Source organism: Caulobacter sp. UNC279MFTsu5.1, from assembly GCF_900114015.1.
GTDB lineage: Bacteria > Pseudomonadota > Alphaproteobacteria > Caulobacterales > Caulobacteraceae > Caulobacter.
In genome coordinates, this window is record NZ_FORN01000028.1 from 40,532 (window position 1) to 53,828 (window position 13,297).

8 protein-coding genes are annotated in these 13,297 nt (G+C 71.2%); 6 read left to right on the forward strand and 2 right to left on the reverse strand.

What is annotated here, in order from left to right; genetic code table 11:
• Window positions 1-2: 2 nt before the first annotated feature.
• Window positions 3-1,328, forward strand: a complete 1,326-nt coding sequence (locus BM066_RS15875) for an oxygenase MpaB family protein (protein WP_089929494.1) — start codon at window positions 3-5, stop codon at window positions 1,326-1,328.
• Between the two features lie 77 nt (window positions 1,329-1,405).
• Complete coding sequence (locus BM066_RS15880; RefSeq protein WP_089929495.1) at window positions 1,406-2,326, forward strand: bifunctional helix-turn-helix transcriptional regulator/GNAT family N-acetyltransferase; 921 nt, start codon at window positions 1,406-1,408, stop codon at window positions 2,324-2,326.
• A gap of 182 nt (window positions 2,327-2,508) precedes the next feature.
• Here the strand turns inward: BM066_RS15880 and BM066_RS15885 are convergent, their stop codons facing one another.
• Entirely contained in the window at window positions 2,509-5,232 is a 2,724-nt protein-coding gene (locus BM066_RS15885; RefSeq protein WP_089929497.1) for an exo-rhamnogalacturonan lyase family protein, read from the reverse strand.
• Window positions 5,233-5,448: 216 nt separating this feature from the next.
• Here BM066_RS15885 and BM066_RS15890 point away from each other — a divergent pair, with 216 nt between their 5' ends.
• The 4 genes from BM066_RS15890 to BM066_RS15905 all read left to right on the forward strand — a co-directional run bounded on the left by BM066_RS15890 (window position 5,449) and on the right by BM066_RS15905 (window position 11,345).
• Window positions 5,449-6,030 (forward strand): RNA polymerase sigma factor, encoded by a 582-nt coding sequence (locus tag BM066_RS15890; RefSeq protein ID WP_089929499.1) that lies wholly within the window; start codon window positions 5,449-5,451, stop codon window positions 6,028-6,030.
• Window positions 5,994-6,944 (forward strand): FecR family protein, encoded by a 951-nt coding sequence (locus BM066_RS15895; protein WP_089929500.1) that lies wholly within the window; start codon window positions 5,994-5,996, stop codon window positions 6,942-6,944. Before BM066_RS15890 ends, BM066_RS15895 begins: the two co-directional genes overlap by 37 nt.
• A 73-nt stretch (window positions 6,945-7,017) precedes the next feature.
• Window positions 7,018-9,816, forward strand: coding sequence for a TonB-dependent receptor (locus BM066_RS15900; RefSeq protein WP_177218478.1), 2,799 nt, complete (start codon window positions 7,018-7,020; stop codon window positions 9,814-9,816).
• 71 nt (window positions 9,817-9,887) lie between these two features.
• Window positions 9,888-11,345 (forward strand): CehA/McbA family metallohydrolase, encoded by a 1,458-nt coding sequence (locus BM066_RS15905; RefSeq protein ID WP_089929502.1) that lies wholly within the window; start codon window positions 9,888-9,890, stop codon window positions 11,343-11,345.
• Between the two features lie 149 nt (window positions 11,346-11,494).
• Here the strand turns inward: BM066_RS15905 and BM066_RS15910 are convergent, their stop codons facing one another.
• Window positions 11,495-13,258 (reverse strand): chloride channel protein, encoded by a 1,764-nt coding sequence (locus BM066_RS15910; RefSeq protein WP_089929504.1) that lies wholly within the window; start codon window positions 13,256-13,258, stop codon window positions 11,495-11,497.
• Between the last annotated feature and the right edge of the window lie 39 nt (window positions 13,259-13,297).

A 13,297-nucleotide genomic window follows, 5' to 3' on the forward strand; every position in this document is an offset into this window, starting at 1 on the left:
CGATGAGTCTCTCTATCGACCAGGTCCGCGCCAAGGTGGCGTCGCAGAAGACGCGACTGCCGGCGCTTTACGGAAACCTCGATTTCGACGCCGTGCCCAAGCGCTTCACGCCGGACGCGTCCAAGGCCGTGGTGCGCGACCGCGCGCCGCTGGGCGTGACCGTCACCCAGGACGACCTGGACCGGGTCCAGGCCTACACCCTGCTGGGCGACATGGTCGCCGACGCCTACGCCGCCCTGATCCCCAAGTACGGCTTTCGCCGGCTGATCGACATGCTGACCACGGCCTGCGAGCACGGCGTGGAGGCCGTGGCCGACGCGCCGCCGCAACTGGCCGCCTTCATCGCCGACATGGAGGCCGCGCCCGACTGGATCGACATGGACCTGGTGCGCGAGGGGGCGCGGCTGGACCTCAACGCCATGGCTCACCTGGCGCCGTTCGCGATCCGGGGGGCGTTCGTGGCCACCTTCCTGAACAAATACTCGGCCCTGCCCATGGCCCTGACCGGGACTCTGACCCACGACGGCGCCGCCCGGCGGGTCAACGAGACGGCGGCCTTCTTCGCCACCACGGTGCTGCCCGGCGCTCTGGAGCGCCATGGCGCCGGGTTCAAGGCCGCCGCCATGGTGCGGCTGATGCATTCGATGGTGCGGTTCAACGCCCTTCGCTCGGGCCGTTGGGACGCGTCGGTCTACGGCGTGCCGATCCCTCAGGTCGACCAGATGCCGGCCGGCCTGATCCCGATCTACCTGCTGTCGTTCAAGATCCTGCGCCAGGGCCGACGGCGGTTCACCGCCGAGGAGCGGGCCAAGGTCGAGCTGGCCCGCTATCGCTGCTTCCTGCTGGGCCTGCCGCGCGACCTGCTGGCCGACACGCCCGAGGGGATCGTCCGCGCCATGACCGCCCGCGACTCCACCCTGCGCCGGGGCTTCGACGACGAGACCTGCGGCGCCCTGATCCGAGCCACCCTGGCCGCCTACCTGCCGCCCGACCGCTCGCCGGCCAACCGTCTGCACGACCACGTCGAGCGCCGCTTCGCCAAGGTGTTCTTCGTGCGCCACTTCCTGAACGGCGACCGGGCGGCGGCGGCGCGGATGGGGGTCGAGGTCGCGCCGGTCGACCGGCTGGTGTTCGCGGCCGTGGCCCTGGACGTGACCGCGCGGATGGCGGCTTTTCAGATGGCCGGCAAGGTTCCGGGCCTGCGCGGTCTGGCCGACGCCGTGCTGGAGCGCCGCGTGCACAGGCTGCTGGCCCGCTACGGCCACGCCGAATACGTCACCGACGCGGCCCGATACCGTCCCGCCCATGCGGCGCCGGCGGCGGTCTGAACGCGCCCTGCTCAGTATATTGACTCAGTCAAGATATCAACTATTTGACTCCGTCAACATGCAGCGCGGAGCCCGCCATGATTCCGGAGACCCAGATCGCCGCCCTGCGCGCCTTCAACCGGCTGTACACGCGCAAGCTCGGCCTCCTGAATCCTCGCCTGGACAGCAGTCCATTCTCGCTGACCGAGGCGCGGGTTCTGTATGAACTGGCCCACCGGAGCGATCCGACGGCGGCGGAGATCACCCGCGTCCTCGACCTCGACCCGGCCCAACTGAGCCGGACCCTCAAGCGCTTCGAGGCGCGCGGCCTGGTCGAGACGGTCCCGCATCCCGGCGGGGGGCGCAGCCGGCCGATCCGCCTGACGCCCGCCGGTCGCGAAGCCTTCGCCGCCCTCGAGCGCAACACCCGCGACGCGATCGCCGGCCTGCTGACGGCCCTGCCGACGGGCAAGCGCGAGATCCTGCTGGCGGCCGCCCGGTCCATCGGCGAGGTGTTCGAGGAAGCGCCCGCCGGCGCGGTGACGCTCCGCGACCTGCGCCCTGGCGACCTGGGCTGGATCGTCCACCGGCAGGCGGTGCTCTACACCCAGGAGTACGGCTGGACCCAGGACTACGAAGCCCTGGTGGCGCGGATCCTGGCCGACTTCGTCCAGGCGTTCGATCCGACGCGCGAGGCCGCTTGGATCGCCGAGCAGGACGGCCGGGTGGTGGGGTCGATCTTCTTGGTGCGCGGCGACGCGCCGGACGTCGGCAGGCTGCGGCTGCTCTATGTCGAGCCCGACATGCGAGGCCGGGGCGTGGGGGCCATGCTCGTCCAGGCCTGCATCGAGCGGGCGCGGGCGGTCGGCTATCGCCGCCTGGAGCTGTGGACCAACAGCATCCTGGTCGCCGCCCGGCGGATCTACCAGCGGGCGGGCTTCGTGCTGGTCGACGAGACGGCGCACCACTCGTTCGGCCACGACCTTCTGGGGCAAACCTGGGCGCTGGACCTGGACTAGAGCGCCTTCCGGGGAGCGAAAACCGCGTCCTTCGGCAAGCCCCTCCCGTTGTCATCCCGGAAAGCGCGCAGCACTTGTCCGGAATCCAGGGCAGCCGCACCGCATCAGCCCAGTCCCTTGGGTCCCCGACGGCCTCTGCGGGGCTTCCGAGATGACAGCGGTTATGAGCCGTAAGGCGGTCGCTACTTCACCTCCACCGCCCCCAACGCCTCCGGAACCAGGGCCAGGTTCATGATCGCCGCCAGGCCCCATTGGGCCGCGCCGTTGGTGGTGACCCCGGCCGCCTCGTCGACGGGGTTGAGCACGTCGGGGCCGGCGAAGCGCCGGGTCATGGTCGTCAGGTTCAGGTCCTCGACCACGCCGCGGCCGAAGAACTCGCTCCAGGCCCGCTCGGCCAGCGCCTTGTCGCCCAGGCGCGAGGCGGCGTAGGCGGTCAGGCGCGAATGGCCCTGGCGCAGGCCGTTGGGGCCCAGCGGCCGGCCGAACTGGGCCGTCTGCTCCTCGCGCGAGGCGTTGTACCAGCGGCAATAGTCCAGCCAGGCCCTGTCGTAGGCGGGCTCGCGGATCAGGGCCAGCATCTCGACATGGATCTCTGGGGCGCCGAACGCCGCGTTCAGGTGCGAGACCGCCAGGCGGTCGCCCGCGCCGGAGAACGCGCCGGTCTTGGCGTCGTAGGTCGCGCTGCCGGCGAACCACTGCTTCTGCAGGGCGGTGATCGACTTCATGCCGGCGACGATCCGGTCGCGCCAGCGCGGATCGCCGGTCCGCTCCCACTCGGTGAACCAGGCCCCGCACAGCGAGCTCCAGTCGGTGCCGAACGAGGCGCGGATCTCGCCCTTGGGCCAAGCGCCGTCCTCCAGCTTGCGGCCGATATTGACCCGGGTCAGCGCCTGGTCGCCGTCGACCAGCTCGCGCATCAGGTCGCCGACCCGCTCGTCGGCGGTCAGGTAGTAGTAGATGCGGCGATAGAGGGCGTTGCTGACCCGCGGCTGCTTGGAGCTGTCGCCCCAGTGCTGCACGCCGTGCCGCGTGCCCAGGCCCCGGTAGGGGCCGACGTGATAGACGTCGACCTCGCCGGTGTGGCGGGTCATGGCCTCGGCCATCCGGAACACGTCGGCCCGGCCGCCGCGCAGGAAGCTCAGCCACAGCCACAGATCGGTCGACAGCTCGGAATTGTCCCAGGCGAAGCCGCCGATGTCATAGCGCCAGACGTGGCGGTCGACGTCGTAGCTGTGCATGACGTCGCCATAGTCCCAGAAGCCGTACCAGCGGCGCTGCTCGATCTGAGCGAGGTAGAAGTTCAGCAACTGGTCCTGGCGGTCCTCGATCCGGGCCTTCAGCGGCGTGCTCCGGTCGGGCAGGCTCCAGGCGCCCAGCACGCCGGCGGCGTGGATCCGCTCGGGCGTCGCCATCAGCCGTGGCGGCCGATCGTTCAGCTGGGCCATCAGCGGGAAGCGGTCGCGGGCCGGGGTGGCGTCCAAGGCCCACAGCCGCAGCTCGGTGGTGCGGGCGATCCCCGTGGGCGTCCCCCAGCCCTTCTCGTAGTCCTCGTAGGTGATGTTGAGGCCTTCGGTCTCCTGGGCGTGGGTCTCCATGCCCAGGCCGTCGTGATAGAAGCGGGTGTCCATCACCGGGGCGTCGGGCGACCACAGCCAGGCGGTCAGCTGGGCGACGTCGCCGGCCGCGCCGCGGATCTCCAGGGCGGTCGGCGGGGCGCGCCAGAAGTTGCCGAGGCCGATCGCCGCCCCGCCGCCGGCGCCGCCGACATAGGCCACGCCGCTGGCTCGCGCTCCGCCGTCGGCACGGATCCAGGCATGGCCCGGCGCGGTGCGCTTGCGGATCGTGAAGCCGTCGGCCGTGGGCTGCGACAGCAGGAAGTCGCCCCAGGCCGGGATCAGGTGCAGGGCCGAGCGGACGGGCGCCGCCATCTGCTCGACGGGCGGAACCTTGCGGCCGGCGACCTGGGCCTCGCGGAACGCCGCGCCGGGGTCGCGGCGCAGGCCGGTCAGCGGCTTGACCGCCTCGGCCCACAGTCCCGTATCTTGGCCTTCATCCTGGCCGGTGAAGCGGACGTGGCGGTCGTAGAGTTCATCGGCCATCGGTACGTCTGCGGTGACGCCCAGGCCGCAGACGAAGTCCGCGCCTGCGTCGCCGTCGAAGACGAAGGTGTGCATCATCCGCAGCGAGTCCGCCCCGGCATAGGCGTAGAAGCGGACGATGAACGGGGCCCAGGCGCGGTCTGCGTTCTTGTGGCGGCCCTCGACACGGATCACGGCCCGGACCGGTCCGTTCTGCTCGATCACGACCTTGTCGAGCGCGCTTTCGAAGGTCTTGCGGCTCACCGGCGCCGGGCCGATCTCGGGCGCGTCCTGGGTCTGCAGGACGAGGCGGACATTGCGCAGCACCTCGCGCCCGCCCCGGGTCGCCGAGGCGATCAGGGCCGAGCCGTCGCGGGGGAAGCGCCAGGTGGCCGGGCCGGTCGAGACCTCGATGGCGGTCGGGCCTTCGGTCACGCGGACACCGGGCGTGACGGGATCCGGCTTGCCGGGCTCGATCGTTAAGCGTGCGCCCAGGTCGCCGGCCCCCACGGCGTGGGCCGTCCATTTCAGCGAGCCGTCGGGCCAGTAGGCCAGGGGCCAGGTCTGCAGGGGCACGGCGCCGCCGTCGGCCGACCGGGCGCGGAACGCCTGCTTGCGGGGCAGCGCGCCCTGCGGCCAGGGGACGCCCCAGGTCTGGCCGGCGTTCAGGGCCGGCGGTCGGCCGTCGATCCACGTCGCCAGCGTTTGCGGCAAGGGCTTGCCCGTCGCGGCCTGGACCGGAGCGCCGGCCAGCGACGCGGCCGGTCCCGCCAGGGCGCCGGCCAGGGCCGCCTGCACCATCACATCACGTCGGGTGGGCGTCGTCATGGGCGCGCGTCCTCTGGGCGGTCTCCGCCAGCCTCGCCTCGGACGCTAATTCCATATTTTGTAACGTCAATCCATTTTATGAGATTATACAATCCTCGGTCTTCAAGCGCTCCACGGCGCGCCGAACTCCCAGCGCCTGTCAGCAAACCGACACACGATGCGGCTAGTTCGGCGTCCGGGATCCTGGCGCAGCGATGAGGGGGCGGGACGTCTTCCATGGCCTGGCTTCGCGACATCGACCGCTGGTTCGCCGCCCGCGTCCTGCCCTATGCGGGAAACTACCGAGCCTATGCCCGCAAGCTGGTCGGCGACGAGGGCGACGCCGAGGACCTGGTGCAGGAGGCCTACGCCAAGGTGCTGGGCGTGGCCGAGTGGCGGCGGCTGGAGGCGCCAGAGCGGTTCGTGCTGACCATCATCCGCAACCTGGCCTTCGAACGTTTCCGCCGCGCCAAGGTGGTGGGCATCCGTCAGATCGGGGTGCTGGAGATGGACGCTCTGCCCGACCCGGCGCCGGACGCCTATGCGGTGACCAGCGCTCGCCAGGAGCTGGACCTGGTGCTGGCGGCCCTGGATCGCCTGCCCGCCAAGTGCCGAAAAGTGCTGACCCTGCGAAAAATGCACGGCCTGTCGCCCGGACAGATAGCGGTTAGGTTGAACCTGTCCGTCTCTACAGTCGAGAAGCACCTGGCCAAGGGCCTCAAGCTCTTGACCAAGGCCCTGGCCACGGGCGATGGCCGCAGTATCGGGAAACGGTCGAGTTCATGGCGCAACCGGGCGATCAAGACAGAGACGCGCTGATCGCCGAGGCTTCGCTGTGGCTGGCGCGCCTCGACACCGGCCGGGCTTGCCAACAGGACCTGGACGCCTGGCGCGAGGCCGACCCGCGCCGCGCCGCCGCCTTCGCCGAGGTGGCCGGCGCCTGGACCCGGCTCGACGCCCTGCGCGGCGCCGACGGCCAGGCCGTTCCCGGGCCCAGCCGTCGGGCTTGGCTGGCCGGCGGCGGCGCGGCCCTGGCGGCCAGTCTCGTGGGCGGGGCCTGGCTGGGCCGCGACCTCCTGCTGCGCGACCGCGCGATCACCGGGGTGGGCGAGCGCCGGACCCTGGCCCTGCCCGACGGCAGCTCGGTCGAGCTGAACACCGACACCGAGGTCTTCTGGCGGTTCGACCGCAAGCGCCGACGGCTGTGGCTGTCGCGCGGCGAGGCGGCCCTGATGGTCGCCCACGACCGCCTGCGGCCGTTCGAGCTGTTCACGTCTCAAGGGCTGGCCCGCCTGGCCGCTGGCCAGTTCAACGCCCGCCTGCGGCCGGCGGGGCTGGACCTGATCGTGCTGGCCGGCCGGGCGGCGGTCGAGACCGCCTCGGGCGCGGCCCAGGCCCAGGTGGTCGGACCCGCCGACGCCCGCCAGGCGCTGGAGGTCAGCGCCCGCGGCGTGGCGGTGGTGGCCACGCCGGAAGACCAGGCCCAGAGCGTCCAGGCCTGGCGGCGCGGCGAGATCGTCTTCGAGGGCCAGGCCCTGTCGGCCGCCGTCGAGGAATACAACCGCTACCTGACCCGCAAGCTGGTGATCGGCGACGAGCGGGCAGGGGCCCTGCGCCTGGGCGGCCGTTTCCTGACCGGCGACCCCGACAGCTTCCTGGACGCTCTGCGCACGACCTTCGGTGTACGGATCGTCGAGGACGGACCGTCGCGAATTCTTCTTAAATCTCGATAGGGGTTTCGCCCCGCTCCCCCGTCTTGCCGTTCGAGACGCCGATCGCGGCGACCAACGACAAGGGGGTGTTTCCATGATCAAGACCTTGGGCCTGCGCATCGGCGCCTGCGCCTTGCTGGCCGCCACGGCCCTGGCGTCCATCGTCCCGGCCGCGGCCCAGGCCCAGGCCGCCGCGCGCGTGACCTTCGACATCCCGGCCGGCGACACCGCCGCCGCCCTGAACGCCTTCTCGCGCCAGGCCGGCGTGCAGCTGATGTTCCCCTACGACGTGGCCGCCCGTCACCGCACCGCCGGGCTGAAGGGCGCCTACGGCCGCGAGGAGGCCCTGCGCCGGCTGATCGACGGCGGCGAGCTGGAGATCGCCTCGGCCAACGCCCAGGTCATCACCCTGCGCCAGAAGGCCCCGGCCCCTTTGGCCGACGCGCCGGCTGACGTGGTCGGCGAGATCATCGTCACCTCGCGGGCCGGCTCGGACGTCCGCACCCGGCTGGAGACCAGCTACGCCGTCACCACCATGAGCGCGGAGTCGCTGCGCCTGCGCGCGCCGATGGGCGTGGCCGACGCGCTGAAGGCCGTGCCCGGCTTCTGGGTCGAGGCCTCGGGCGGCGAGGCCAGCGCCAACATCCGGGCCCGCGGCATCCCGCAGGAGGGCTTCTCGGCCATCGCCCTGCAGGAGGACGGCGCGCCGATCCAGCACGACGGCGGCCTGGGCTACCTGAACGCCGACCAGTCGTTCCGCCTGGACGAGACCATCGACCGCATCGAGGTGGTGCGCGGCGGCCCCTCGTCGATCTTCGCTTCCTACGCGCCCGGCGGCACGGTCAACTTCATCACCCGAAAGGGCGGCGACACGCCCGAGGGCCTGGCCAAGGTCCAGGTCAGCGACTACGGGACCAAGCGCGTCGACCTGTTCTACGGCGGCCCGCTGGCGGCCGGCTGGCACGCCTCGGTCGGCGGCTTCTGGCGCGAGGAAGACGGCGTCCGCGACCCGGGCTACACGGCCAACAAGGGCTATCAGTGGCGGATCGAGGCCGGCCGCGACTTCGAGCGCGGCAGCTTCGAGTTCAACCTGAAACACCTGGACGACAACATCATCCTGTTCGCCGGGGTGCCGCTGAAGTTCAACGCCGCCGGCGAACCCAGCGCCGCCCCCGGCTTCGACCCGCTGACCGGCACGCTGGCCGGGCCGGAAACCGCTCACCTGACCCTGCGCGGCCCGACGGGTCCGTTCAACTGGGACCTGACGCGCGGCACCGAGGTCGAGCTGACCCAGGCCACGGCGGTGTTCAAGTACGAACCGTTCGACGGCTGGCGTTTCCAGGACACGCTGCGCTACCGGACCTCGGAGTCCAAGCGCATCGGTCTGTTCCCCAACACCCCGGTGCTGGGCTCCGATCGGATCAAGCAGTACCGCGCCGCCCTGCTGGCCGCCACGCCGGGCGCCGCCGACGTGCAGCTGCGCTACACGACGAGCGGCGAGGTCTTCAACATCGCCGGGGCCGGCCAGAACGGCAACGGCCTCGTGCTCGACGGTTCGCTGCGCTACGTTTCCGTGCCGCTGGACGAGCTGATCAACGACGCCCGCGTCCTGCACAAGTTCCAGTTCGGCGACCAGACCCACGACGTGGCGTTCGGCGTCTACACCGCCCACGTGGAAGAGGCCTTCAACCGCTATTCGGCCAACGCCCTGCTGGACGTGCGCAGCAACGCCCGGCGCCTGGACCTGGTCGCCGTCGACGCCGCCGGCAAGGTGCTGTCCAGCCTGACCGAGAACGGCATCAGCCGCTACGGCGCCGAGTTCGCCAACGGCGACGGCAAGTCCAACACCGTCGCCCTCTACCTGACCGACGAGTGGAGCCTCACCCCCAAGCTGCGCGTCGACGCCGGCGTGCGCTGGGAGAAGATCGCGTTCGAGGGCCGCAGCGAGCGCTCGGCGACCCGGAACCTCGGCCAGTCGCCGACCCCGGCCGACGACACGGTGCTGTCCGGCACGGGCGTCTACGACCGCCTGGACCGCAGGTTCGACCATGCCGGCTGGACGCTGGGCGTCGACTACAAGTTCACCGGCCAGATGGGCATGTTCGGCCGCTACACGGCGGCCTTCCGCCTGCCGTCGCTGGGCGACTACATCACCAACGCCACCAACGCCTCGGGCGCGGTCCAGACCATGGACCTCAGCGAGCTGGGCTTCAAATGGGTGACCCCGAGGATCGAGCTCTACGCCACGGCCTTCCAGACCACCTATGACAATCTCGGCTTCGGCAGCCTGGTGTTCAACCCGACCACCGGGGCCTACGTCAACCAGACCAGCATCACCGACACCAAGACCCTGGGCCTGGAGCTGGAAGGCGTGGTGCGCCCGGCCGCGTGGTTCGACCTGCGCTTCAACGCCACGCTCCAGAACCCCGAGTTCGGCGACTACAAGTTCGAGGAGGCCTGCACGGTCTCGGCCGCCGACCCAACTTGCCAGGTCAAGCCGCCGGCCGCCACGGCCAGCCGCACCCGCGACTTCACCGGCAACCGCCTGGTGCGCGTGCCCAAGACCTCGTTCCGCCTGACGCCCGGCCTGAACCTGCTGGACAGCAAGCTGCGGCTGGAGGCCACCGTCGAGCGCTACGGCGACCGCTATTCGGACGCGGCCAACACCTCCAGGCTGCCGGCCTACACCCTGGTGGGCGCCACGGTCCGCTACGACATCACCGACGCCCTGACGGTCTACGCCTACGGAAACAACCTGACCAACGAACTGGGCCTGACCGAGGGCAACCCCCGCGCCGGCCAGATCATCAGCAGCGAGGCCGGGGCCCTGTACGGCGTCGGCCGTCCAGAGTTCAGTCGCTCGTTCCGCGCGGCGCTGATGTACCGGTTCTAGTCTTCCTCCCCTGAATCCCCCCCACTGGGCGGCCGGTTTCCACCGGTCGCCCGTTTTTTCAGGAGCCGAACATGGTCCGTTGGCTGGCGCTTCTCTTCCTCCTCATGGCGGCTCCGGCCTGGGCTGAAGCCAAGCCCGACCTGGTCCTGACCGGCCAAGTGCGGGGCGCCGACCATCAGACCTACAAGCCGGTGACCTTCGACGTGCCCGACGGGGTCATCCGCCTGACCGTCGAGGTCGACTACGCCCGCGACCAGAAGACCGTCGTCGACCTGGGCCTGCTGGATCCGGTGCGGTTCCGCGGCTGGAGCGGCGGCAACAAGAAGCGCTTCACCGTCTCGGCCGAGGACGCCACGCCCAGCTATCTGCCCGGCCCGCTGCCGGCCGGCCGCTGGACCCTGCTGCTGGGCGTGCCCAACGCCCGGCCGGGCTCGGCGGCGGCCTATGAGGCCAAGATCACCTTCGAGCGTCGGCCTGGCGCTGTCGGCTTCGCGCCCGGACCGCTGAAGGCGGCGCCGGGCTGGTATCGCGGCGACCTGCACATGCACACCGCCCACAGCGACGGTTCCTGCCTGGCCCAGTCCGGCGTCCGCGCCCCGTGCCCGGTCTATCGCACGGTCGAGGCGGCCAAGGCCCGGGGCCTGGATTTCATCGCCATCACCGACCACAACACCACCAGCCACTACGAGGCCATGGCCGAGCTGCAGCCGGCTTTCGACCAACTGCTGCTGATCCCCGGCCGCGAGATCACCACCTTCCAGGGCCACGCCAACGTCTTCGGCCCCACGGCTTTCATCGACTTCCGGCTGGGCGACCCCAGCGTGCCGGACATCCGGGCCCTGCAGGGCGCGGTGGCGGCGGCCGGCGGGCTGTTCTCGATCAACCACCCCAGCTCGCCGTCGGGCGAGCAGTGCATGGGCTGCGGCTGGACCGTTCCGGGCACGGACTATGACCAGGTGCAGTCCATCGAGGTCGCCAACGGCGGCTCGCAGCGGGCGCAGGGCGGCGTCGAAGGGCCGCTGTTCGGCGTTCCGTTCTGGGAGGCCCGGCTGAAAGCCGGCCATCGGATCACCGCCGTCGGCGGCAGCGATAACCACGACGCCGGCCTGGCCCCCGACACCCCCGGCGCCGTCGGCCGCCCGACCACCGTGGTCCATGCCGCCGAGCTGTCGACGGCGGGCATCCTGGCGGGGATCCGCGCGGGCCGGGTGTTCATCGACCTGGACGGGACCAGGGACCGGATGCTGGACCTGAGCGCTCGCTCGAAATCCGGCCAGGCGATGATGGGCGGCGTCCTGATCGCGAAGCCGGACGAGACGGTGGCGTTCACGGCGTCGCTGACCGGCGGCGAGAGGGCGGGGCTGGAGGTGATCCGTGATGGGACGAGACTGCCCGTGGCCGTGGGGCCGTCCGGAGCCTTCACGGTGAAGATGGGCGACAAGGCGAGCTGGGTGCGGCTGAATCTGCGCGACGCTGGTGGCCGTCTGCTGTTGATCGGGAATCCGATTTACCTGCGCGTAGGGCGCTAGCCCTCTTTCTCGTTGTCTTCCCGGAAAGCGCGTAGCGCTTGTCCGGGATCGAGGGCCGCTGCACCGCATCAGCCCAGTCCCCTGGATCCCGGACAGCCTCTGCGAGGCTTCCGGGATGACAACCGTTGGGAAGCTCCGCGGTTCGAAACCTACCCCGCTTCCCCCGTCAGCTCCCTGCGCGCCTTGTCCAGCTCCTCCGCATAGCGCCGCGTCGCATAGGCTTCCGACAGGATCCCGATCACCTCGCGGTTGGCGTCGATCACCGCCAGTTCGTCGGCCTGGGTGTGGTCGAAGGCGCGCATGACCTCCTTGATCGACTGGTCGGCCATCAGGGCGGTGTCGGCGTAGAGGGCCAGGGAGGCGACGGCCGCCTCGCTGTCGTCGGGATGGGCGTAGGCCAGGGCGGTGCGGACGATGCCGGCGTAGCGGCCGGCGGCGTCCAGGATCACCACCCGCTTGGTAGAGCCCAGCGGATAGCGGCGGCGAAACTCCGCCAGGGTGGCCTCGGCGGGGATGGTCTTGGCGTCCTTGCGCATCATCCGCCCGGCGGTCAGGGGCCGCATCCAGCTGACGTCGTGGGCGCTGCGGATGGTCTCGCCGCGCAGGTGCAGCCGCCAGGTCGAGAACGAGTAGCCGAAGGTCTCTCGCACCAGGGCGCTGGCGATCAGCGAGGCCACCAGGGCGGCGGCCGCCACGGTGAAGTCGCCGGTCGCCTCCAACACCAGGAACGACATGGTGAAGGGCCCGCCGACCACCGCCACCCCAAACGCGCCCAGTCCGACCAGGGCCGCCACCGTCGGGTCCAGCGACGGCAGCCAGGGCACGAACACGGTCAGGGCCGCGAAGATCTGGCCCACCAGCACGCCCAGGAACAGCGAGGCGAAGAACAGGCCGCCCCGGAAGCCGAAGCTCAGCGACACCACGCTGGCCAGGGCCTTCATGGCCAGCAGGATCAGCAGCATCCTCAGGCCCAGGTCGGCCGTCAGGTTGACGTGCACCGCGCCGTGGCCCGCCGACAGGGTCTGGGGAGTGATCATCGCCATGGCCGCCAGGGCCAGGCCGCCGACCATCGGCCTGAAGGTCTTGGGCAGCTTCGACTTGCCGACCAGCCCCTCGGCCGAGGCCACCAGCCGCATCAGGGCCACGCCCGCGAACGCGCAGACCACGCCCAGCAGGGCGTAGAGGCCGTAGTCGAACCACGACTGCACGGCCGGGGTCGAGGTCTTCAGCAGATAGGGCAGGCCGCCCATCCGCCCGGCCACCAGCACCGCGGCCAGGGCGGCGGCGGCCACCGGGGCCAGGTTGGCGACGGTGTAGGCCCCGATCACGATCTCGAACGCGTAGAAGGCGCCGGTCAGGGGCGCGCCGAAGGCGGCGGCGATGGCCGCCCCGGCCCCCGCCCCGACCAGGGTGCGCATGTCGGCCCGCCGCAGGTTCAGCCGCTGGCCGACGAACGAGGCGATGGCCGCCCCGGCCTGGGCGTAGGCGGCCTCCAGCCCGACCGAGGCCCCGACTCCGTTCGACAGCAGGGTCTGGCCGCAGATGAAGGCGCTGTCGCGGACCGACAGATGGCCGCCGTGCAGGGCGTTGGCCTCCACCGGGTCGACGGCCGGCTTGGGGCGGTATTTCAGCCAGGCCCAGGTGGCGACGCCCAGCACCAGCCCGCCCAGGGGGATGGCCAGGGTCCGCCAGGGGGCGATCACGCTCTGGGCGCTGAGCCGCTCGTCGATATTGATGGCGAACAGCAGCACCTGCAGGCCGTGGGCCAGCTTGGCCTGCAGCACGGCCAGCGCCCCGGCCCCGGCCCCGATCAGGGTGGCCACGGCGATTAGCCACAGCTCGCTGGACCGGATCCGCCGCCGCAGCCAGCTGAGCCAGCGCACGGAGGTGGAGGTCGGGAGGGACAGCTGCATGAGGCCTGACGGTTTCGCGGGACCGCGCCATCTTACGGG